Source organism: Enterococcus sp. DIV0174 (assembly GCF_050529065.1).
GTDB classification, from domain to species: Bacteria; Bacillota; Bacilli; order Lactobacillales; family Enterococcaceae; genus Enterococcus_B; species Enterococcus_B thailandicus.
Genome location: NZ_CP172881.1, coordinates 1,898,783 through 1,922,086 on the forward strand (window position 1 = coordinate 1,898,783; position 23,304 = coordinate 1,922,086).

The 23,304-nt window shown below is 36.5% G+C and carries 24 protein-coding genes, 1 tRNA gene and 1 other annotated feature; of the genes, 3 read left to right on the forward strand and 22 right to left on the reverse strand.

The window, feature by feature from the left end:
• Window positions 1–78: 78 nt before the first annotated feature.
• From IGJ93_RS09035 to IGJ93_RS09050, 4 genes are all read right to left on the reverse strand, one after another.
• On the reverse strand, window positions 79–570 hold the full coding sequence (locus tag IGJ93_RS09035; RefSeq protein ID WP_067480482.1) for a mannose/fructose/sorbose PTS transporter subunit IIB: 492 nt from the start codon (window positions 568–570) through the stop codon (window positions 79–81).
• A gap of 205 nt (window positions 571–775) precedes the next feature.
• A complete protein-coding gene (locus tag IGJ93_RS09040; RefSeq protein ID WP_067481324.1) occupies window positions 776–3,589 on the reverse strand; it encodes a sigma 54-interacting transcriptional regulator in 2,814 nt (937 codons plus the stop codon).
• Window positions 3,590–4,184: 595 nt separating this feature from the next.
• Window positions 4,185–4,340 carry a hypothetical protein gene (locus IGJ93_RS09045; protein ID WP_157495812.1) on the reverse strand — a complete coding sequence of 52 codons (156 nt, stop codon included), beginning with the start codon at window positions 4,338–4,340 and terminating at the stop codon, window positions 4,185–4,187.
• A gap of 134 nt (window positions 4,341–4,474) precedes the next feature.
• Window positions 4,475–4,702 (reverse strand): helix-turn-helix domain-containing protein, encoded by a 228-nt coding sequence (locus IGJ93_RS09050; RefSeq protein WP_067480478.1) that lies wholly within the window; start codon window positions 4,700–4,702, stop codon window positions 4,475–4,477.
• A gap of 255 nt (window positions 4,703–4,957) precedes the next feature.
• On the opposite strand from IGJ93_RS09050, the gene IGJ93_RS09055 reads away from it, so the two are divergent.
• Window positions 4,958–5,665, forward strand: coding sequence for a GntR family transcriptional regulator (locus IGJ93_RS09055; protein WP_071868197.1), 708 nt, complete (start codon window positions 4,958–4,960; stop codon window positions 5,663–5,665).
• A 132-nt stretch (window positions 5,666–5,797) separates the two neighbouring features.
• On the opposite strand, the gene rpmA is transcribed toward IGJ93_RS09055, so the two are convergent.
• From rpmA to rplU, 3 genes are read right to left on the reverse strand one after another with little or no spacing between them, the layout of a single operon-like run.
• A complete protein-coding gene (rpmA, locus tag IGJ93_RS09060; protein WP_010751514.1) occupies window positions 5,798–6,091 on the reverse strand; it encodes a 50S ribosomal protein L27 in 294 nt (97 codons plus the stop codon).
• A 12-nt stretch (window positions 6,092–6,103) separates the two neighbouring features.
• Window positions 6,104–6,448 (reverse strand): ribosomal-processing cysteine protease Prp, encoded by a 345-nt coding sequence (locus tag IGJ93_RS09065; RefSeq protein ID WP_067480472.1) that lies wholly within the window; start codon window positions 6,446–6,448, stop codon window positions 6,104–6,106.
• A gap of 28 nt (window positions 6,449–6,476) precedes the next feature.
• Window positions 6,477–6,785: a 50S ribosomal protein L21 gene (gene rplU / locus IGJ93_RS09070; protein WP_067480469.1), complete on the reverse strand. Its 309-nt coding sequence runs from the start codon at window positions 6,783–6,785 to the stop codon at window positions 6,477–6,479.
• 19 nt (window positions 6,786–6,804) lie between these two features.
• Window positions 6,805–6,880: a sequence feature (ribosomal protein L21 leader region), on the reverse strand.
• A gap of 149 nt (window positions 6,881–7,029) precedes the next feature.
• Here rplU and IGJ93_RS09075 point away from each other — a divergent pair.
• Entirely contained in the window at window positions 7,030–7,689 is a 660-nt protein-coding gene (locus tag IGJ93_RS09075) for a uracil-DNA glycosylase (protein ID WP_270344788.1), read from the forward strand.
• Window positions 7,690–7,724: 35 nt separating this feature from the next.
• On the opposite strand, the gene IGJ93_RS09080 is transcribed toward IGJ93_RS09075, so the two are convergent.
• The 6 genes from IGJ93_RS09080 to IGJ93_RS09105 all read right to left on the reverse strand — a co-directional run bounded on the left by IGJ93_RS09080 (window position 7,725) and on the right by IGJ93_RS09105 (window position 12,551).
• Window positions 7,725–9,353, reverse strand: a complete 1,629-nt coding sequence (locus IGJ93_RS09080; RefSeq protein ID WP_270344774.1) for a SulP family inorganic anion transporter — start codon at window positions 9,351–9,353, stop codon at window positions 7,725–7,727.
• Between the two features lie 253 nt (window positions 9,354–9,606).
• Entirely contained in the window at window positions 9,607–10,158 is a 552-nt protein-coding gene (locus tag IGJ93_RS09085) for a DUF1697 domain-containing protein (RefSeq protein WP_067480463.1), read from the reverse strand.
• Window positions 10,155–10,616 carry a GNAT family N-acetyltransferase gene (locus tag IGJ93_RS09090; RefSeq protein ID WP_067480460.1) on the reverse strand — a complete coding sequence of 154 codons (462 nt, stop codon included), beginning with the start codon at window positions 10,614–10,616 and terminating at the stop codon, window positions 10,155–10,157. Before IGJ93_RS09090 ends, IGJ93_RS09085 begins: the two co-directional genes overlap by 4 nt.
• Before the next feature lie 266 nt (window positions 10,617–10,882).
• A tRNA-Arg gene (locus IGJ93_RS09095) sits at window positions 10,883–10,956 on the reverse strand.
• A gap of 273 nt (window positions 10,957–11,229) precedes the next feature.
• Complete coding sequence (locus IGJ93_RS09100; RefSeq protein ID WP_067480457.1) at window positions 11,230–11,925, reverse strand: O-methyltransferase; 696 nt, start codon at window positions 11,923–11,925, stop codon at window positions 11,230–11,232.
• Between the two features lie 113 nt (window positions 11,926–12,038).
• Window positions 12,039–12,551, reverse strand: a complete 513-nt coding sequence (locus IGJ93_RS09105) for a signal peptidase I (protein ID WP_067480455.1) — start codon at window positions 12,549–12,551, stop codon at window positions 12,039–12,041.
• Window positions 12,552–12,764: 213 nt separating this feature from the next.
• Between IGJ93_RS09105 and IGJ93_RS09110 the strand changes: the two genes are divergently transcribed.
• Complete coding sequence (locus IGJ93_RS09110; RefSeq protein WP_067480451.1) at window positions 12,765–14,597, forward strand: hypothetical protein; 1,833 nt, start codon at window positions 12,765–12,767, stop codon at window positions 14,595–14,597.
• Between the two features lie 65 nt (window positions 14,598–14,662).
• Here IGJ93_RS09110 and IGJ93_RS09115 read toward each other — a convergent pair whose 3' ends face one another.
• From IGJ93_RS09115 to IGJ93_RS09155, 9 genes are all read right to left on the reverse strand, one after another.
• A complete protein-coding gene (locus IGJ93_RS09115) occupies window positions 14,663–15,667 on the reverse strand; it encodes a lipoate--protein ligase (protein ID WP_067480448.1) in 1,005 nt (334 codons plus the stop codon).
• 10 nt (window positions 15,668–15,677) lie between these two features.
• A complete protein-coding gene (locus IGJ93_RS09120) occupies window positions 15,678–16,418 on the reverse strand; it encodes an MBL fold metallo-hydrolase (RefSeq protein WP_067480445.1) in 741 nt (246 codons plus the stop codon).
• A 62-nt stretch (window positions 16,419–16,480) separates the two neighbouring features.
• On the reverse strand, window positions 16,481–17,293 hold the full coding sequence (locus tag IGJ93_RS09125) for a DUF975 family protein (RefSeq protein WP_067480442.1): 813 nt from the start codon (window positions 17,291–17,293) through the stop codon (window positions 16,481–16,483).
• A gap of 3 nt (window positions 17,294–17,296) precedes the next feature.
• Complete coding sequence (locus IGJ93_RS09130; RefSeq protein ID WP_067480439.1) at window positions 17,297–18,376, reverse strand: M42 family metallopeptidase; 1,080 nt, start codon at window positions 18,374–18,376, stop codon at window positions 17,297–17,299.
• 264 nt (window positions 18,377–18,640) lie between these two features.
• Window positions 18,641–19,900, reverse strand: coding sequence for a D-alanyl-lipoteichoic acid biosynthesis protein DltD (dltD, locus tag IGJ93_RS09135; protein WP_218657891.1), 1,260 nt, complete (start codon window positions 19,898–19,900; stop codon window positions 18,641–18,643).
• Between the two features lie 2 nt (window positions 19,901–19,902).
• Window positions 19,903–20,136, reverse strand: coding sequence for a D-alanine--poly(phosphoribitol) ligase subunit DltC (gene dltC / locus IGJ93_RS09140; protein WP_067480435.1), 234 nt, complete (start codon window positions 20,134–20,136; stop codon window positions 19,903–19,905).
• A 50-nt stretch (window positions 20,137–20,186) separates the two neighbouring features.
• Window positions 20,187–21,392: a D-alanyl-lipoteichoic acid biosynthesis protein DltB gene (gene dltB, locus IGJ93_RS09145; protein ID WP_270344775.1), complete on the reverse strand. Its 1,206-nt coding sequence runs from the start codon at window positions 21,390–21,392 to the stop codon at window positions 20,187–20,189.
• Entirely contained in the window at window positions 21,389–22,903 is a 1,515-nt protein-coding gene (dltA, locus tag IGJ93_RS09150) for a D-alanine--poly(phosphoribitol) ligase subunit DltA (RefSeq protein ID WP_075491622.1), read from the reverse strand. Before dltA ends, dltB begins: the two co-directional genes overlap by 4 nt.
• 10 nt (window positions 22,904–22,913) lie before the next feature.
• Window positions 22,914–23,063 (reverse strand): teichoic acid D-Ala incorporation-associated protein DltX, encoded by a 150-nt coding sequence (locus IGJ93_RS09155; RefSeq protein WP_067480430.1) that lies wholly within the window; start codon window positions 23,061–23,063, stop codon window positions 22,914–22,916.
• Between the last annotated feature and the right edge of the window lie 241 nt (window positions 23,064–23,304).

Here is a 23,304-nt window from a genome sequence, read left to right on the forward strand (position 1 = left end):
TTTTGTTGTAACAAAAATCAAAATTAAAAATAATTGCTAACCATTACAACAGATTGTTTGACCGACCACAACATCCAACTATGCCTTTTTTGCTTTTGCTAGTAGCTCCATCAAAAGAACTTTTCTGTCTGCGGGTACTTTGCGAATCTCTAACTCTACTTTTTGACTATCCAAATAGTTAAAAGCTTCTATATCGCGCTGATTTACTGAAACAAAATTAGTAATCATTGTTTTACCATCAGTAAAACTCATACCGCCAATATTTAATGAGCTGAGCTGTACACCACAGCGAACAATTGCTTCTACATCCTGAGGGTTGGTGAACAACAGCATTACTTTCGCATTTGCTAATAATCCACTTTGATAAACTTGAATCATCTTTTGAACGGTTATAACGTTCGCATGAATTCCTGGCGGTGCAGCCTCTTTTAACAGAAACTTTCTCAAATCATCTTTTGCCACCATATCGCTGACCACAATGATTCGTTCAACACCAGTCGATTTTGACCAAGCCGTCGCAACTTGTCCGTGGATTAAACGATCATCTATACGCGCTAATCGAATATCCATCTTCAAAACTCCTTTTTTCAAACTACTTCACAGAAACCCCTATCATTTCTGTGAAAGCAACCAATTCCTAGCACACTTATATAAAAGCAAGAAGCGTGCCAACTTTCAAACAATACACTACTGGTTCTTTAAGCTTTTTTAAACAATACACAAAAAGGATACACTAAAAAAGTGTATCCTTTTTGTGTATTGTTTATTTAGTGTGTTACACCTTGGCCAACTGATTATGAATTAAGCGCAAAATATAATAGCTTTCAACTAAAGGAATCTTGAGATTCACTCTTTCTTCCAATGGAACAATTAAATTTTGAAGCATCCTATAAAATGGGTCTTGTACTGTTTCATCCAGCTCTTCTTTCTCAGCAGTTAGCGGTTCATTTAATACGATTCGTTCGATCATTCCTGCGGTGTGCATGACCAAATTGATTTTAAAACCGTATTCCCTACTAGCCAGTCCAATACTTTCTGTCACATGCTCAGCAAAGTCCCAAATAGGATCAATCAGCTTTCTTCCATTAATAAACGTAAAGTTGTCTGATATAAATTCCACGCAGGTTTCTTTCGCTGTTTCCTCGGTTAAAGAAACATCTGGTGTTTCTTCTAAATCTGCTTCAAGCAACAGTTGATCTAAAATCAATTCGATATTTTGATCAATGAATCGTTCTAGTGGAATAAATGGCGCTGCAATTTTAGGATCAGTGATTCCCGTTGTAGCAATCACTTGATAATCTGCTTGAATACGTGGTAGTTCTTTTTCTAATTCAACGATGGACAAAGCTAAAACCGTCAGTTCTGCTTCTTGTCGCTTACTTACCGCACGTTCGATCAATTCTTTGATTCTTTTTGCCGTACCTTCACCCGAAGCACAAATAGCTAAAATTGCTTTTTGCTCTTGGACTGGCTTCTCAATAACTGGTGCAGGAGAAACGGCCGCGTAACCACGAAAGTTTTTTAAGGAGTCATAAAGCGTATCTAAGTCTGTGCCTAGGACAGAAACTTTTCGAACAGTTTCTAAGACTAATGAGGTCGTCACCATGTCGACTGTTCGAATGGGAACCCCTGTATCTCGTTGAATTTGGGTATTGAATGAAGCCAACGACCCCATATCAACCAACAACACAACCCCACTTCCCTCATCAACTTCTTGAACATTTCGTTCAATGCGACTAAGCGCAGTTTTAGGATCCATGTCCAACGGCATATCGACTGCTCGAACATTATCAACATCTAAAAGTTGTTTCACCACTTGAACCATGCTACTAGCTGTGCTATTCCCGTGAGCTGCAACGACCACTCCGATTCGGCCAGTAGCTTGATTGGCTCTTAAAGAAACTAACAAGACCGTCAAATAATAATCTTCACTTTCCGGAATACGAACTTGAAAATATTCTTCAATGTATTTACGTACTTCTTTTGCAACAGCATACTCTTCTGGAAAATCAAATGTCATTTCTCGAATATTATCATTGGTATGTCGTTCTTCACCTAAATTGATTTTTTTCAAAAATGAACTGATATGCAAACTCATTGCATAAATAAAATTCTGTTGAAATTCATAAGGTAAAGAGTTCTTAACCATACTATAAATTTGATGTGTCACTTCGATTACTTTAGGATCAACAAATTCAGCTAACTTATTGTCAGCATTGAAAGAAAAACCATGATCTTTATAGAAAGATTTCAAATGAATATTGATATCTGTCGAAATAAAATGGTTGATTGCTTCTTGATCTAAGCCATCAGATTTCAACAAAGCCGCTTTATCTCCAATAATATCGTATAAGTTATAAGGTAATTCATACGAATCTGATTGAATTTTCATCACATCATCGTTTGGTACGATTGTTAGCTTCGGTTCTAAAATTTTTGATAGCTCTGCCATTGCTACTCGGTTGCTGGCTAATTGGATCAGACCACTTCGAATTCCTTCAGTTAAATCACTAACCGTAATCGAAATTTCGGGTGAGTTCATATGATTCAGGAATCCACGCGCACAAATCAATTGGATATTTGATTTCAATTGTCCAATATTCCCATAAGTAACGCTACCAATCAAGGCTTTGGCAACATCTTCTGTCAGAGAAATTTTTCGTTGGATTCGATTCGCTTCGTGAGCAATCATGATTTTTACCAAATCGACTTTTTCATTAGCAGGTCGCTTTTCAAAAGACGGCAACTGAATGTTGATTGGAATTCGTCTCACAAAAGTTTCTAATAAAGAAGAACCTGGGTCTTCTGTTGTTGCGCCAACGATCCGGACATTTGCTTCATGTGATTTTGTCGTCTCACCCAATCGGCTATAAGTTCCATGATCCATAAAATAAAAGATCATTTCTTGTCCTTCTGGTGGTAAGCGATGAATTTCATCTAAAAAGAGCATCCCGCCATCTGCCTGGTCGATAATCCCCATTTTTTCTTCAGCCGCACCAGTAAATGCTCCTTTGGTATAACCAAAAAGATGACTCATCAATAATTCTGGATTATTCGCATAATCGGCACAATTAAACACAATCAATTCATTTTCTTCATCAATGACATGATTTGCTTTGGCAAAATGAAACATTGCATGTGCAAAGTAGGTTTTTCCAGAACCAGTTGGTCCCGTAATTAAACAATTTAATCCTCTAGGTGGATATAAAATAGCAGCTTTCGCCTGTTCAACAGCATTTTTCATACTGCCATTTTCACCGATAATTTTGGAAAAAATATCTTTTGTATCAATATGAACGATTGGTTCTTCAACTGGTAGAACATCTTCTTTGTAACTAACCACGTGCTTGCTTACAGGTTTTTGATATTCGTCTGCCTTTTGATATATGTAACGGACTGGTCTGCCATCGGACTTGACTAATTTTCCTTCACGAACTAGCTGGTTTAAATCTTTACTGCTATTTGTTCGTTGAATTCCTAATATTTCAGCAATTTCTTGAGTAGTTACTCCTTGATCTGCTTCTACTTTTGTTAAATGAGCGGTTTTTTCTTTGACATAGAGATAAATTCGGTCAATACGCTTTGTCAATTGATACGCCCCTTCCTGTGTTTCCAAATTTCCTGCTACACTATTTCCTTACTATTATAGAACAAACATAACTAAAAATAGCTAACTACAAAACATAATACTATGGATTTCTAGAGGATTCGTCAACTATTTACCTCATGCTTTTTCAAAATAAACGAAACATTTGTTAAACAAGTATTTACTTTTATACACTATTGTTCTTTTTTCATTAAAAAAACTTTCTTTAAAAGTAACTAAAACTATCATTTTTTACAGTCAATTCACTTGTATTATTTAGTACCGCACTTGGAACTTTTTCACCAATCAGTGATGCGAATAAACATGTGCCCAGCAAGAACAAACAACAAAAATTGTCATTTAGAATAGCTGAATACATAACGCAAACTACAGAAGGCTTCAATTGATGATGTTTTCATCAAAATCGTTGGCAACGTTTCTCTTTCATCGTCTTAGTTTATAACAAAAAACTGTAGGACAAAGAATTTTTCCTTTGTCCTACAGTCTGAGAAACCTGACGTCTGTCAAATTTCTTTTTATTCAATGATACTTGTCATACACACAATATTTTTTAACATAGATCTTACATTACAATGTTTTACCAACCCGCAAAATAACCAATAATCACTTGCATCAACCGCCCAAACCAAACACTTACCAACAGGCAGGCAACCAGCCCAAATAAAACTTCAGCTACAAACAACAATACTTGAAGCAACGGATGCCCATTTAGGTTCACTGATTTTACCTTCATCAAAAGCCCTTCTTTTGTCCTGTGACTTATTCACTCCCCCAACTTTCCTTCACCATACAATGTATCTAAAATATTTACCATAGACAAAATTTACAAACTGTTTAGTTCCGCTTTCTTTCCACCTGTTCTTTCAATTATTTTTTCCTTCTTGGCTCTGGCAACTTCTTTGAAAAATCCGTGCGCCCTAACAAAAAATCTAAATTTGTCTCAAAAAAATCAGCGAGTGCAATCAAAATATATAGCGGAACTTCCCGTTCACCACGCTCATATTTTGAATAGACAGAATAATCACAGTGAAGATGTTCAGCTAATTTTCGAATCGTTAGCTGATGCTGCTTACGTAAATAATATAGTTTCTTCATAATGAAATCCTTTTTTGCTAATTATATAATGCGCTTTTCTCAATCGGTCAATTGTGGACAAAAAGACCACTTGTTTCAGTAAACCAGACTACACAACACGATGAATGACTTGCTCTAACTTCCCTTCTTTCTTCATTTTATTTTGACAACCGCAAATTTGTTCTTTCTATTATTCCCTTTATTGCGAAAGAAAAATGAACATGCTATTCTTAAAATTGATAACACTACACCAACATTTCGGAAAAAGGTGATTTTATGATTCCAAAGTATGAACAAATCAAACAAGATTTACTAACTGAAATCAAAACAAATAAATTTGTTCCAGGTGATAAATTTTATTCAGAAGCTGCGATTAAGCAAAAGTATGCCGTCAGCTCAATCACAGCGGTTAAAGCACTCAATGAGCTAACGAATGCCGGCTACCTTTATCGAGTACAGGGAAAAGGCACTTTTATTTCACGATCAAAAGTAGCAGAAACTGTCAAATTCTCAGATCTTGAACGGAATTCATTTGATAAAGAACACGTCACTGTATTATCCATCGAAGAAAAAAATGATGCCACGATTTTGCATGAATTAAAATTACCTAGCGATGAAACCTATTACAAAATCAAACGCGTTCGTTACTTTGATGAAACGCCTTTCTTGGTTCACCTTACTCACTTACCCAAAAAGCTAATGAAGCAACCACTTGCAGATGACTTATCAACTTACACAAGTGTCTACGAACGAATCCGTTTAGATTTCGGTATCGATCTTTTTTCCTTAGCATCTGTTGAAACAAATGAAATTGTCTTTCCTGATGATCCCGAGTTGCTTCGTTTGTTGAATCTAAGTTTTAGAGAGCCTGCTGTCAAACAGGTCAAACATTCTTACCTACCAGATAAAAGTGTTGCGGAGTATATCGTTAGTTACAAACATTGGAAATATTTCAAAACAAAAATTGAAGTAGAAGCAAAATAAATTAGCGACATTCTTTAGGTACTTTTTATTTAAAAATTGCTTAGCTAATAGGTCATCAAAAAATTGTACAAACTTGCTTAAAAACAAAAAAGCTCCATCCCTCGCCAAGCGAGGGATGGAGCTAACTGTTTATTAAGCTTCTTGAGCTACTGGATAAACAGACACTTGTTTTTTGTCGCGGCCTTTACGTTCGAAACGTACTACGCCATCAACTTTAGCAAATAAAGTGTCGTCTCCACCAATACCCACGTTTACACCTGGATAGATTTTTGTACCGCGTTGACGGTAAAGAATTGATCCACCTGTAACAGTTTGTCCATCAGCACGTTTAGCACCTAAACGTTTTGATTCTGAGTCACGGCCGTTAGATGTAGAACCGCCACCTTTTTTGTGGGCAAATAATTGAAGATTCATAGATAATAACATGGTCTGCACCTCCTATTTATCAGTAATTGTTTTAATTTGGATATATTCTGAATTCTCAGCTTCTATGGATTGTAAACCTAATAAAAGATTTTCCAGTAGAATTTCGGCAATATTCGTTTGTTCCTGTGTCATGATTGAGCTAACTTCGGTATAAAGATACCCGCCGTCTTCTTCATTCACGTCAACAATCGGATCAAAACCAGCTAATGAAGCAATCCCATTGACTGTGCTGATTGCTAATGCAGAAACACCTGCACATACAATGTCACTTCCATAAGGACCCGCATCAGCATGCCCTGTCAAAGTAAATGAAACGATTTGACCTGCGTCATTTCGCTTAAATGTTCCTTTGATCATCATTCAGGCCTTCTTTCTCAAACACTAATTAAGCGTTGATTGCGTCGATAACCACTTTTGTGTATGGTTGACGGTGACCTTGTTTGCGGTGTGAATGTTTTTTAGGTTTGTATTTGAAAGTAACGACTTTCTTTTGTTTGCCGTGTTTTTCAACAGTTCCTTCAACAGTTGCACCGTTGACTGTTGGAGCGCCTACTTTTGTAGATTCGCCACCTACTAAAATAACTTCGTCAAAGACAACTTTTTCACCTGCTTCAACGTCAAGTTTTTCGATGTAGATTGCTTGACCAACTTCAACTTTTACTTGTTTACCACCAGTTTTAATAATTGCGTACATGCTATAAAGCACCTCCTTATTTTATACTTAGACTCGCCATCCTAAGTGACAGCCAGGCTGTGCTTACTACTTATTCTGTGCGGTTGTAGCTGTGGAGTCCACAATTACAACGTTACTAGCTTAACAAAATAAACACTATCCGTCAACTAAAATTTCTGATTTTTCTAACCTCTTTAGTCGCATTTTTTTCTCTATCCTTTTATACTAAAAAAGAGTCAAACGAAAAATGAAAGTAGATGAACGCATGAACTACCCTACTACATTAGTGAAAGAAGTAAAACAACGAATGAATAATCGACCTGTCGAAGGTTTTGTCGCAGGGCAAGGTTCTCTTGAACCAAAAATAATGTTTGTTGGTGAAGCTCCAGGAAAAAACGAAGTTGAAAACCATATCCCTTTCAGCGGACAAGCAGGGAAAGAATTGATGGCCTGCCTTGAAGGACTGAATTTAACCAGGGCAGATGTCTACATTACTAGTGCAGTTCGCAGTCGACCTTATCGTGTCGTTGAACGAATAAATAAGCGAACTCATGAAAAAGAAATCGTTTATCCAAACAGAACCCCGACTAAAGCTGAAGTGTTTGCACACGCCCCCATTCTCGACTATGAAATTGCCAAAATCAAACCTGATTTAATTGCTACTTTAGGAAATATCGGCCTACAACGTTTACTAGGAAAAGACCACACTGTTTCAAAAAATCATGGGCAATTATATGTGGGACCCGTTTTAGAATTGAACAAACAGAAAACACACTACGAATGGTCAAAGAAAACTTATCGCATTGTTCCCCTGTTTCATCCTGCTGCTATTTTTTACAATCGTTCTTTAGCTCCACTTATTAAGCAAGACTGGGAAATACTGGATACGCTCATCAACGATACAAGAAAAGGAAGCTCTGAATAATCTCAGGCTTCCTTTTTTTAGTTTAGTTATTTCTTTTATTCATTCGTTTCATATCGTGCATGTAATGCAGACAATGCATGTGCTACGGTTTGATGTTGTTCCGTGCTTTCTCCTTGCCACAAGTGTTTCATATATTTTTCTACTTCTGGTTGGAGGGAAGTATAGATAACTAGTTGGCCTCTTTCGTCTGCATTCGTTTGAAATTCGTCAAAGACAGACAGCGCCGTCAGGTCAATACTCGGAACACCACGCATCGAAAAGATAATGCCATCTTGGTCACTCAATTCAGCTAATTTTGATTTTAATTTTTCTGATGACATGAAAAACAAAGGGCCACTGATATAAACAACTGTCCAGTCTTTTAATTTTTCAGTTTCAGGTAAATCCACTCGTTTCCAATCAATTGTTTCAAGCGAAATCGTAATCGCCGCACTTTTCATGACAAAGAAAATGCACCCGCCAATGATTCCGATGACGATTGCAATACTTAAATCAAAAACAACCGTACAAATCATTGTTAGGAAAAATAGAAGAATAGAAGTCCAATATTTTTTTGAAAACAACTCGCGGATGGTTTCCCACTCATTCATTCGCCAAGCAGTAACAATCAAAACACCCGCCAATGCAGGCATCGGAATTTGAGACATCACTGGTGCGAAAACGAGCATAGATAGGAATAGAACACCGGCATGAATGATTCCAGCTAGACGTGTCTGAGCACCTGATTTAATCGCAACACTCGTTCGAGCAATTGCGGCTGTCGCAGGAATCCCACCAAAGAAAGGTAATAACAAGTTACCGATTCCTTGCGCCACTAATTCTTGATTACTATCTAATGGTTTGTTTGCCATTCTTCCAGCTGACGCCCCGCATAATAAACTCTCGACCATTCCTAAAAGTGCAATGCTGACTGCCGGAACTGCTACTTGTTGTAAATCGGCAATCTGAAAATCACTTAAAACTAAACGATTGCTACTAATTATTGTCTGTGGAATTTTACCTACCGTCGCCACAGGCAAATGAAAAATCAACATGGCACCTGTCGCAAGAATAATTGCTAAAAGCGAGCTTGGCATTTTTTGTGCCCAGCTTTTCGGATAAAAAGCCATTCCCAGAATCACTAAACTTCCCATGAACAAGGCGCTCCAATTAACCGTAAACCCTAACGTCTGATAACTGCTTAATTTTTCAATCACATTCGCGCCTTGTGAATGAACACCAAATAAATTATCCACTTGGCCCAAACCAATAATGATTGCGATTCCTGACGTAAAACCGGTAATTACCGGCGCCGGAATAAAAGAGGTTAATGTTCCCAACCGAAAAATTCCGGCAATCAACAAGAAAATCCCAGCTAAGAAAGTCGCCAGCAACACACCATGGATTCCTTGCGTTGCTACAATGGACATTAAGATTGCTGCCATTGCCCCAGTTGGTCCAGAAATTTGATAGAAACCACCTGACAAACCACCAATAATGACACCAGCTAAAATAGCAGTAATCAATCCTGCCGCCGCATCAGCACCACTTGAAACCCCGAACGCTAACGCAAGAGGCAAAGCAACTGCTGCAACAGTTACACCTGCCAACAAATCTTTTTGAAACTTTGCTAAATCATACCCTGAAAATTCTTTTTTTAACAACAAACGATAATTTTTGAACAACCTACAAACTCCTTTTCATGAGAATTTCTTAAATACACAATCATTAGGATAGCATAATTTTAGTCTAAAAGTAAGAACATTCACAAAGTCCTGTTATCATTAATCAGCTTTGCTACTACTGAACTAAAAAACGTGAGAAAATATATTAAAATAAATAGAACAAGAGGTAGACCAAAAAAATCTCTTCTTGATCTGCCTCTTGTCGTGTTCAATTATTCTTTTCTTTAGTTGTTTGCTTTTTATCGTAAAAAAGTCAGCTAGTCAATAATTCACTGATTTTATTTAAGGTTTTTCGATTGCGAACAGTAAAAGAATCATCGAGTTTTGTCAATTTATTTCCCAGTTTAGAATTCCGAATACTCTGCGCACTCAAGAAATAAATTTCTCTTTTTCCAACAAAAACCTTGTCTTGCCCTACAAATTCTTCAGCCAGCTTTGCTACAGCAGACGCATCGATTTCTTGATTGCCGAGATAAAAATACACGTGCTCGACCTCTGGCAAATGATCATTCATTTTCTGGATTTCAGCTTCTGTAAATGGAAACTCAGCTAAGATAGTTGCAAATTCCTCAGCTGTTCGTAAAACAATTTTGCTCTCAAAACCAAATCGTTCAACAAATGCTCTGGCAAGTTCAGACATAATCATTGTTTCTGGTCTATTTGACTCAAAAATGACATTCCCACTTTGAATATACGTTTTGACATTTTGATAACCTAAATCACTAAATAATACTCTTAAATCAGCCATCTTAATGCGATTTTTACTTCCAACATTAATTCCCCGAAAAAATGAGATATAGTTCATTTGTCTACTCCTTCTTTCTCGTTCTCGCTCTGCTTAACTAAATGAAGGATGGGATAATTTTTCCCAAAACCATCTATTTGGTCCTCTGAATCAATTGTAAATCCATGTTTCAAATAAAATGCTTTAGCGTTTTTATTTTGCGCGTTGACATCTATTTTTTGAATGTTTTTATTTTCTAATAACCAAACTAAAATTTTACTGCCATATTTTTTTCCCATAAACTCTGGGTTAAGAAATAGCATTGCTAACTCTTCATCCTGTGTACCACTAAATCCTAGCAACTGTTCATCATCGTACCATAACAAGAGTTCAACAGCATTCAAGTAGTTTGGTATAGCTTCTTGATAAAACACAAAATCTTTTTGTGATAAAAAGTTATGTGTTTCTTTAACTGATTTCCCCCAAACTTCTAGTACTTTAGGGTAATCATCCAGTACAGCTTTTTTATGCGTCAACATATGCTTTCTCCCTAACTTTAATAATAAATTTTTCTGGTGCTGGATGGATTATTTTTGTATCTATTTTCTCAAATGCATCTAGTTATTTGTTGATGATACGAACTATTTTCCGATAAATTCTAGCTATTTTGAAGTGTCAAATAGACGCATTTAAAAGACCTAGCTAACCCAACTGCTTCTAACTTTAACTGAGTAAAAACTTTTACCACAAGTTTGACACAAAAACAAAAAACCGTTAGAAACGAACGTTTCTAACGGTTTTTATACGTCACAGGAGGGATTCGAACCCCCGACCGTCCGCTTAGAAGGCGGATGCTCTATCCAGCTGAGCTACTATGACCTCACATGTTTATCACATGAATTAGCGCAACAAGGTAATTATAGAGAAACAAAAAGATTCTGTCAATAAGAATTTAGTTATTTAATTGCAAAAAGTTTTCAACAAAATCATAGAATTCAAAATAAAAGCTTTTTTCTACGTATCTTTTTGTGAAGGCTTAGATTAGACAATTTACTAAATTAATTTCACAAAAAAGACTGGGATCTCTCCTTCCCAGCCAGATAACTATTTTTATTTTCTTTTTAGAATCAGTGATTGCTTAGTTCTGATTGTTTATTGAACTTCAGCTAATGAAACATCATCAGCTTCTTTAGTAATCATAATCACGCCATCACCCAACGGCAAGATGCTTGATGTTAGTCCAGGATGATTCATAACAACTCTTAGAAATTCATTTAATTTACGATGAATTGCTCGTTTTCCTCTGGGAATTTCTTCATCTGGTAATAAAATTGTGCCGCCTTGAAAAATATCATCTACCATCAGCACCCCGCCTTTTCTTAATAAACGCAAACATTCTGGAAGAAACTCAATATATTTTGACTTCGCACTATCCATAAAAATAAAATCGTATGGGCCTATCAATGTTGGCAAAATTTCAGCTGCTTGTCCTTCAAGTAACGTTACTTTATCTGTTAAACCAAGACGTTCATAATTTTTTTTCGCTTTTTCAATCATTACATCAAAACGATCAATCGTTGTAACGTGGCCTACCTCACTAATTGAAGTTGCCATCAAGCTAGACGAGAAGCCTATGGCAGCGCCAATTTCTAATATATTTTCTGGTTTCATTTGACCAAGGAAAAATTTCAAAAAGAGTGCCGTTTCATGAGGAATGACAGGAACTCCTGCCTCATGCGCCTCTTCTTCAAGAAGCCCTAGCTCACCAGGTAATTTTTTTTGTTGTGTTCGCATAAAATCCAGTAATTCTTCCTTTATAACTGGACGATGCATCATTTCATTGCGCATACTTCTCCTCCTCTTTCCAACATTATACTTAGAACAAATTTATTGTACAAGTTACTAAAAGTTTTTCTTAGCAAAAAAAGTTCGACAGAAATTCTGTCGAACTAAGTATTTAATCAAATCATTCTACAATTTTTCTTTTTCCGAAATTCATCTACCGTATTCCACGTCGTGACAGCAGTTAAACAAAATGCCATACCCCAAAACAAGATATTCATTTTCGAAAAGCTATCTTTAGCCAGTAGCGCACCTACATAGGGAATTTGAAAAACTGGTTTTCCAATTACACTTCGTGGTTTTATCATGCCTGATTCAACTTGTGTCTGCGTATCTGCTTTCGTATAAAAATATTCTTGGTTCTCACCTGCAGCGACCACACGCCGGGTTTTCACTCGCTCACCAGAATTTTCATAATAAGTAATGACGTCACCAACTAAAATATCTTCCGCTTTTTGTGGTCGAACATAAACAACACTTCCGTTTGAATACAGTGGAGCCATATCTTTATCAGTAACAATTTGTGGTGTTAGGCCAAGCAAGTGTGGCAATAAAACAATACATAAGATAATGGCTAAAAATAGAATCAATACAATCGAGCCAATAAGAGTTATTTTTTTGTTAAAAGGCACCGTTTTCCACCTCAATCCCCTAATTTACTAAAGTAACAATATAATAACACAAATTCTTATCTATATTTCTTTTTTATTAGAAAACTGATATTTAAAAATGGAAAATCTCCTTATTTTCTTAATTAAATAGCTAATTAAGTGTTATAAAGGCATTGACTACAAATAAAAAAAAGTTTAACCTAAATGTACTCCAATTGGAAAGGACCGTTACATATGACTCCTTTAAATAACACATATAATAAAAAAGATTTTTTTTCAACAAAAATGAAATGGTTTTCTATAATAACATTATCCTTGTTATTTTTATTTGGCATTAGCTATTTCTTCTATTTTATCCTTTCTCCAGTCGATAGTGATGAAACAAAAGAAATTCAACAAGCTTGGGATTTTTATTCAAAGGATGATCCTGAGACTCGCTACAACAGTGAGTATTTAGAAAAAGTGCCCCAAGTTTCAAAAAATGAAACTTTCGTGATGGAAACCACTTTAACAAAAAAGCTTGACCAAGCCAGTATCTTGTTGAAAGGAAATCATCAATGGATCAAAGTTCGATTAGATCAACAAATTCTTTACGAACGAACAGGTGACGCAAATACCAAAAATCCTGGGTTATCACTAGCAGTCATTGATTTACCTGACAATTATGTTGGAAAAAAATTATCAATTGAAGTTGCCTCTCCTTACATAAATTTTGCGGGGATCCCACCAAAAGTTTATATTGGCACTGCCTCTTCAATGGTCACGTTTATCTTCTCTAAATCAGTACCACAGTTTTTAACTATGATTATCGCAATTCTATTAGCGGTTGGAACATTGATTATGGCAATCTATATTATGTATAAACAACAACGGCTGGATCTCTCATTGATTTTTTTAAGCTGTTTTGCATTAATCGTCGGCTTTAGCGCAATGTCTGAAGATATTTTGAGTGGATTGTTATTTGATCCAATCGTTCATTCTACTCTGTCGCATCTTTTTACCGTTTTAAGTGCATTGTTCCTAATTTCTTATTATGCGTTACGCATGGAACGTTATCGACGGCTTTTTGGAATCTGGTGTCTTATTCAAGTTTTCTTATCTTGCTTACCCATTTTATATGTTCTTTTCACACCAGAAGAGCTTCCTGAAATGATGCAATTGATTAGTATCATTCGAGTTTTCAGTACACTGGTGACTTCCCTTGCCTGTATTGGTGAAGCCTATCATGGAAATCGTTTTTTCGTTTCCTGTACGCCTTGGATCATTCTGATTGCAATTAGCCACTGCTACTTGTTTATCCAAAGCACCCTAGGAAATTACGCTAGCACACTCAACTGGTCAACTATTCTTTATATGATTATTTTGCTAGTAATTGTCATTTATAGTATTTCTGAACATATCCATGCCGTAGATCAAAATATTCGAGAAGCTAATTTTTTAAAAACTAAAACTGAGCTGCTTGAGGCGCATTATGAATCCTTACGTGCACATATGAAGGAAATCAGCACACTTCGTTTAGACTTTTTAGATCGAATGACAACAATTCAAGCAATGTTGCAAACTAGTCAACCAGAGCAAGCAGAAAACTATCTGAATGAACTTCTTGATGAAGCACAAAATTTTGAGCTTATGACTTCTTTATCTGGTCATTCATTGACAAATTTGATTTTGGCACGTTATCAAGAAATTGCGAATAAGCAAAGTATTGAAATTCATTTTAATGCCGACCTTCCAGGAACGTTATTTGTTCACGATGACGACTTGACCCAATTATTGATTCATATCTTGGAACATTCTTTCAGAGAATCACATGCAATTGAAAACCCATTACAGCGAAAAATTTTCCTTTCAATGCGTGTCAGTGATGATGATTTCATTATTCATTGTGAACACAATGCACATTATGATACAAATATTTTTGACCGTGGAATAACGACCGAATTAGATAGTCAAGAACACTTTGATTTAATGATGATAAAGCTTGTCACTGATAAGTATTCTGGTAAATTAACTCAAGAAAAAGATGAAATTTTTGATCGTGTTACGATTCAACTTTCTCGCATTTAAAAAACTAAAAAAGCTTCCGGAAAAATTTCCCGGAAGCTTTTTTGGTTACTAATCGGTCACTCTTTTTAATAAAGTAATGACAGTAAGTCTTCCGACTCGATTGCACCAAAGTATTTTTTAACGTCGATTGTATCGACCGTTTTCTCTAATGAAGCTTTTTCATATTTTTGACCAATCAACGCTTGTTCAACATCAGCGATATTTCCTAAACCAAAGAAATCACCATAAATTTTTGCATCGTCGATCAATCCATCAGCAACATCTAAATGAACTTCAATCGAGCCAATTGGAAAACGTTTTTGACGAGAAAAATTGAAATCAGGTGATTTTCCATAATTCCAATTCCAATTTCTGTAATAATCTTCAGAAATTTGATTGATTTTTTCCCAATCAGCTTCAGTTAATTGATATTCTTTAATATCAGCCTCTGATTCTACACCAAAGATTTTTAATAAGATTTCTTGACGAAACTCTTCCGTTGTCATCTCTTGTTTATCTTCTGGCAAGAATGGTTTGATATTTGTCACACGTGAACGAATAGACTTGATCCCTTTTGATTCAATCTTGTCTTTTTTCACCTTCAAAGCATTAACAACTTCATTGATATCGGAATCGAACATGATTGTCCCATGGGCAAACATTCTGCCACTTGTCGCATACATTGCATTCCCAGAAAACTTCATTCCATCAATTACTAAGTCATTTCGACCTTTTAACTCGGCACCTGTAACACCTAATTCATGAAGTGCTTGAATAATTGGTTGTGTAACTTTTGCAAAATCACGGAAAGAATTTCCATCATCAGGCATGATAAAACTGAAATTCAAATTACCAAGATCGTGATAGACAGCTCCGCCACCACTTAGTCGGCGAACCACATGGATTCCTTGCTCTTCAACATAGTCACGATTGATTTCTTCAATCGTATTTTGATTACGTCCGATAATAATCGAAGGCTCATTGATATAAAAAAGTAGAATAGGTTCATCTAAAGGCATTTCTTGTAATAAAAATTGTTCAATTGCTAAATTTACTCTTGGGTCGTGGTTTTCATTCGGTACAAAAATCATGGTCGTCCTCCTAGATTTCAAATACTTTATCGACAGCTGCCAATTCAACAATCACATCTGGACCAGCAGCTTTTTGTGCTTCGTTTCTTAGTTGTTCCAAATCACCAAATTGAGGTAAATGCGTCAAAACAAGTTTTTTCACCTGTGCAGCTTGTGCCAACTCACCGGACTCTTTTGACGTAAAATGCGCACGATGGCGTTCATTTCCTTCAAATAAATAAGTGTCTGCTAAAAATAAATCGGCTTCTCGTGCAAACGGAATAAAACTTTCCAGATAACCAGAGTCACCAGTGAACACAAATACTTTTCCAGTAGCTTCTTCTACGATTCGCATCGCATAGCAAGGAACTGGATGGATCGTCTTCATAAAAGTAATGAGAAACGGCCCCACTTTTAGTTCTTCTGGTTCATAATAAGCAATTCCTTCTGAGACACCGGGCATACTTAATTCAGCAAAATGAAAAGCATCTTCCGTATGACCATAAATCGGTAATACTGCCTCTGGGTCTTTTTCAGGATGAAGTTGCCAATAGTACTGCAACACACCTAAATCCGCAATATGGTCATGGTGATAGTGACTCAAAATCACCGCATCCAAATCCAGTGGTTCAAGATGTTCCTCCAGTTTAACTAACGTTGCACTTCCCGCATCAATTAGTAAATGAAACTTGTCAGATTGTAATAAATAACCGGTTGTTCCTTGATTTTGATAAGGATAGGCACCTAAACAGCCTAAAACCGTTAATTTCATCGTACATTCCTCCTCAAAAACTTATCCTACCACAAAAGTAATCTTTTCGATGAATAAACTGCTTACACTTGTGCAAAATATTCTGCAGGTGCGCCTTTTTCATTCCTTGCATGGTCGTAAAATCCAGCGGCAGTCACGTTAACATATGCAATAACCCATAATAAACCAAAGACTAAAGCCAACGCTCCTAAAATGTACCAGCCAACAAATGACAACTGCAATAAAATATAAGTGAACCAACGATCTTTCATCAAATACCAAGCATAGCGAAGTGCTTGCATTACGGTTAATTCTGGATAATCAAACTTTGCCCAAACAGCAAACTGAAATAAACCACCCACAATGTTCATCAAGATAACTGAGATAAAAAGTAACAATAACATGCCAAAAATGACACCAAAATCAAGAAAACCACCCTCGCTCACACTGACAGCCACTGTCCCAGATGAATTTAAAATCAAACTGGCATATGAACGAACACCAGACATCAAGATTGCTGGTAAAAACACCAATGAATTAATCAACCAATTCACTACAGTGTTCAACAAATGGATCAGCAATAATGGCACAAAATATTCCTTTTGAAAAACAACTAGCAATAGATTCATTTTTGCCTTCCCACCACGCATTACAAATAAAGCAATGTACACTAGCGAATAAGTAAATGCAAATAGTAAAAAGTTATCTAGCAAAAAGTTGAGAATATTTTCTTGCGTGCTATCTGGAGCAAAAGAGGTCATATTTCCAAAAATCATCTCAATGATGCCCGAGATCAAGCCAGCTAAAAAGATTAGCCCAGCATTAATACCCCACTGTTCCTTTAACGCCGTACGCGCCTGCGCACGATAGTCTGAAATGCTTACCGTCTTATTCATCAATTAATAGCTCCGAATCTTTTCAACAGTTTCATGGTCTAGACGTTTTACTAACTCCGTCACCAATTTGACTGTATTTAAATAGTCATCTTCATGAATAACCGATGTATGTGAATGTAAGTAACGAACCGGAACAGTGATTGCAACTGAAGGAACACCATCTCTTGTTAAATGCATTTGACCTGCATCTGTTCCTCCACCAGTAATGACTGTATATTGGAAAGGAATCTCCAGTTCTTCTGCTACATCAATCACAAAGTTCAATAATTTTTTATGCGGAATCATTGAAGCGTCAAAAATCAAGATTTGTGGACCTTTTCCTAAAACAGAATCTGCTTCTTTTGGTGTCATTCCTGGTGTATCACCGGCTGTTCCCGTGTCTAATGCAAAAGCAATATCTGGATTTACCAAATGGGTACTTGTTCGTGCACCACGTAAGCCAACTTCTTCTTGAACATCACTACCTGCAAATAAAACATTCGGATGACCTTCTTTGGCTAAGTTTTCTAAAACTCGTAAAGAAACGGCTGTTCCAATTCGATTGTCCCAAGCTTTGGCTAATAAAAATTTGCCACCATTTAATCGTTTATATTCAATATAAGGCGTAACCATATCTCCAGGTCGAATGCCCCACTCTTTAGCTTCCTTGTCACTCGTTGCACCAATATCAATAAACATGTCCTTGATATCATATGGTTTATTTCTAACTGCGGGCGTTAAAACGTGAGGCGGTTTTGAACCAATCACACCATGGATCACATCTCCCGCTTGTGTTTTGATTTCAACTTGTTGTGCAAGCATTACTTGTCCCCACCAGCCACCAAGTGTTTGAAATTCTAAGAAACCTTTTTCTGTAATTTTTGTAACCATGAAACCGACTTCATCCATGTGACCAGAAATAAAAACTTTTGGTCCGCCGCCAGCACCATGCTTTGCAATGACGCTTCCTAACCCATCAAAGAAAATATCATCCGCAAATGATTGCGCATACTCTTTGAAAACTTCGCGCACTTCTTCTTCATTTCCAGGTACACCTTTAGCAGATGTTAATTTGATTAATAATTCTTCTTCCTTTTTATCCAAACTCGTTCCCTCTTTTCTTATTTAGTAAACTAAATTATACCATTTCTCTGCAAGAATGGAGAAAAAGGTTTTCAAGAAAATCATGAAAAAAAGAAAAAGAGGTATGACAAAATTCGTGTCATACCTCTTTTTTTCAGAATAAATGGTATTCCCCAAGCAGCCACTTGGGCAATCAATCTTTTTCCTCTACAAATACGAGTGGCTATTTTTAGGGGAAATCCCGTATGGCTTACTTGTTGCCGCAACTTTCGACCTACTTAATCGTTAATTTAACTTATCTGGCTCTTTTTGTTGCCACTCTTTACTATAAAAAGCATTATCCAACTTGTAATGAACAGGTGCTTGCTTTTCTGCTAAAAAAGGTGCAATTTTTTGATCGGCGGCTAACCAACCTTGCCAACCTAAATGAATTGTGTCTTCCATAAAATAGGGTGTATTTGCTTGATTTGTTAGATCAACAACTTGTTCAAAGCCTTGACTGGTTAATTGGAATTTCACTTTTTTCGCAAATTGTTGCAACATCTCTTGAGACAATCCAGTGTAATCACTCCATTTTTCATTCACTGGTGGAATGATGAACATCACTTGCATTTTTTGTTTAGCAAATTGTTCCAAAACTAACTGAAAATCTGAAAACTCTGGTGAGCAACGATAGTCCCAGTTTGTCTGTGACTGCTTTAATTTTTCAATTTCTGGACGTACGCGATGCGTATAAAATTCATTTTTTAGTCCATATGGATTATTATTCGTCGATTTTTCACCAATTTTATTTGCTAGTTTTTTCAATTGTGTATCTTGATAAACTTCTGGTAATTGTCCAGTTGCATGATCAATTCGTTTTTGCTTCCCAACTAGTCCAATCTGACTAAATAATTCATCTTCTCTTTTCAATAACTGCCACGCTGGATAGAGTTTCTTACGACTTTTCTCAGTTGGCAACCGACCAGCTTTGATTTGTTGGAGCAACTCAGTCAGCGTTTGGTTTTCTGTTACTTTAGGAAAGCTAAGCAATCGGCGAGCTACATAGCGGTCAGCTGATGTCACTTTTTTCAATCCAAAGAGCCAATCATATGTTTGTAACTCTGAATAATACATATTGAAGTAATCTTTACTTACCCCCTTCTTAACAAACCACTGAGGGGAAATAATAAAGACTGCTTTCTTATCTTTCAAATGACTTCCAGCAGATTGCATCAACATAAATTGACTAAACGATTGGGTACCTGGTGCGCCTAATAAAAAAGGTTCGTAGTCACGCTGATATTTTTTTGCTAAAACACTAGGGTGGAAAGGGCTGATTCGACTTAGTTCGCTTGAACCAAAGAAGGGCACATATTTTTCTTCGGCTAACGCTTCGTTTTTGATAGCGTCCCCCTTCAACAAATTACCAGACATTGAACTAGCTGCTTCATGAATAACTTTTGGATCATTTACATTCACACGATAGGGCGAAATAAATAAGAAAACTAATAATCCGATTGCCAAAACAACTGGTCCAAATATGGCAAAAAGCTTCTTTTTCATCATTAATCCTTTAAGTTTTCCGCTTGTGCAATAATTTTATTTGGAGTCGCCCACTCTTCACGTTCAAATTCAGAAACAGGTACTTGAATTCCTAACTCGCCATCTAATTCTACTAATAGTTGAACAGTTGCAAGTGAATCAAGTAGTCCTTCATCAAATAAGTTCATATCGCGATTGTTTCGAACCTCATCCGTTCCAGTAATTTCTGTTAAAATTGTTAAAATTTGTTCCCCCATGTGTATTCTCTCCTTTTAATAAATGTAATTTTCTTTTGTTGAATCAAAGATCAAGCAAAAAGTAAGGTATTTAAAATTCCTGAAAAGATCAACAAACCAAAACAGATTGCCTGAAATGTTAAGAAAACTGCAAATGCGTGTGTCAACTTATTTGCAGGTAACTGACCTTTGTGCTTGCGTTTGAAACGAATCCACGCATCGGTCAGACAAATCAAAGTTGCGTGGTAAATCCCGTAAACAATGTAAAACCAAGTTAACCCATGCCAGACACCCATGATTAGAAATAACACAAAGTAGCCAACATTAGAGGCAACGATTTTGCTTTTAAAAACTTTATTCTTCATCAAGAAAAACATCAGGCGCATATAAATATAATCTCTAAACCAAAAAGATAACGTCATGTGCCAACGATTCCAGAATTCTTTGATGTTCCAAGATAAAAACGGTTTGTTAAAGTTGATTGGTGTCTCATAACCCATGAGATAGCTCGTGCCAATCGCAAACAAACTATAGCCAGCAAAGTCAAAGAATAGATACAAACTATAGACATACATATAACCAAGTAATGCCCACGAAATGCCACCATTATGAACCACCATATGTTTCAAAGCTGGTTCTAGAACTTGCCCTAGATAATACCCAATAATAAATTTGTAAAGAAAACCAACAAAAATATTTTGGACACCTTTTCCCAATAACTCAACATATTTCTCAGTACTTGGCGGCTGCAACTCGTCCTTTTCAAAACGACGATAGCGGTCGATTGGTCCCGATGAAATGGTTGGGAAAAAGAGTAAAAATTGGACATAACGCAATGGATGATATGCTTTGATCATGCCATCGCGAATCTCCATAATCATCTGAACGGATTTAAAGGTCAGATATGAGATGCCTAGAAATCCGATGAATGAAATTGGCTTATCTGTTAGTAATGGCATAATCTTGGTGATTGTCAAAGGTGCAATCGCCAAAAATACTGCTAAGTAAAACCAAACTGTTTCGTTCTTTCTCTGGCGATAACTGAAATAAAGCCAAACTAAGATTACCTGCCAGATAACATAGCCAATTAAAGCAACTCCTTGTTTCCAGTCTGCCCCACCAAAACTAATGAATAAGAAAAAGACAGTGACGATTGCCTGATAAATCGGTAATCGCTTGTTCCGTACGAGTAAGGAAAAAACGATAGGTGCTAACGCAACCAACAATAGCAGAAAGTACAAGGGTTGCGCATAAGGAATCATATGAGGAATCGTCATGTTGGATTCACCTCAGCCAGTAATTTCTTACGATCAATTTTATCGTTTGGTGTTTGTGGTAATTGATCAAGATAGTTGATTCTTTGTGGAATCATGTACTCCATCACTGATTGTCCTAGCTCTTGTTTAATTGCTTTCGTTAACTGAAACGATGGTTCGACCTTTTGTTCTAAGACAATAAACGCAACCAATTGCTGAACTTTCACTCCTTGATATTTAGGTACCACTACTGCTTGTTTAACATTTGGATTCATCCCTAAATAATGTTCGATGTCGCCAAGCTCAATTCGATAACCATGTAACTTGACTTGAAAATCCAAACGACCTTCATACAAAAGCATGCCATCTGTAGTCAAGCTTCCGGCATCACCTGTTCGGTAGCTTGCCTGATTTTCATAATCAAAGAATGCTGCTTCCGTTTTTTCTGGGTTATTCAAATAACCTTTTGAAACACTTGGTCCTGAAATAATGATTTCGCCTGTTTCACCGGCTACACAAGGCTGATTTTCCGCAAAGATTGTTACTTTTGTATCTGATTTCACTTTACCAATTGGAATTCGTTCATACGCATCTAACACAGCTTGCGTAACTTGAACACTAGAAATTGCAACTGTAGCTTCAGTTGGACCATAAGTATTGTAAATTGCCGCATTGGGAAATCGTTTCAATAATTCTTGTGCTGTTTTTTTCGTCAGTTCTTCTCCACAAAAAATAAATTGTTCGAGTTCAGGAACATGCTGTTCATTAAAGTTTGGTTCCATCAAACAAATATCCATAAAGGACGGTGTCGAAACCCATGTTTCCAATTTTAACTGTGGCAAAGTCTGAAATAATTGCTTGAAATCTTGAATAACTGCTTTTGCCAATGGAACAAGTATTCCACCAGAAACCAATGCTGGATAAATAGAGAAGACCGATAAGTCAAATGAAAAAGGTGCCTGTGCTAAAAAACGCATGCCGGGATGGATAGTAAAATCTGTTAATGTCCATTCCACAAAACTTTTTAAGTTGTCGTGACTAATTTGAACGCCCTTTGGTTGTCCTGTTGTTCCCGAAGTAAAAATAATATAAAAGTTTTCCGTCCTGTTTACTGGATGACTAGGCTGAAATGAAACTTTCTCTTCAAAAATAGAAACGAATTCTTTTTTTGTTAAAACTGTTTGCTGATTCAATGCTTCTGGCCATTCGCCCACTCCCACAATCAAGGTTGGCTGCGCCACCGTTAAAATGGCTTCGATTCGTTCTTGCGGTGTCTGTTCTTCAATTGGCAAATAGGCGTGTCCCGCTTTGACAGCTCCTAAAAAAGCAACCAGCATTTCAAATTCTAAATTACCAAATACGACGATTGGCTTTTTATCGTCTACATTTGATTCTAAATAATAGGCAAAAGCATCAGATGCTGCTTTCAATTTTCCATATGTGTACTCTTCGTTCGCCGTGCGGTAAGCCACGCGTTCTGGCTCAGTTACGCCCCAGCGATCGATTGCTTCAATGATTGTGCTAAATTTCATGATGTCCCTCCTAAAACTCATTGTAGATAAAGGATCCTCCCTGGATATTTTTATAGTGATACAAATAAATCAGCGCAAGGAATATCAAACTATAAAAAAGGGTGCGAATGAAAAATTTTCCCCAATAATTAACTTGAGGTTGTGCCCACCATTTCTTCATCAAAACACCTCCATATCAAACTTCTACAGAAATTTTAACGATTTTTCGTCTAAGGGGACATCTATCTAGCTTACGATAAGCGATTTCAGGCTAACACTTTTGTCACAAGGTTGAGAAATAAGGATTATGTCAAAAAATAAAAATAAAAATTAACAGAAATTTTTCTAATTCCTTCAAAAAAATTTAAACTTTTTTCCAACCTATTTTTAGTAATTCTCCCTGCAAGCATTACTCCTTCACT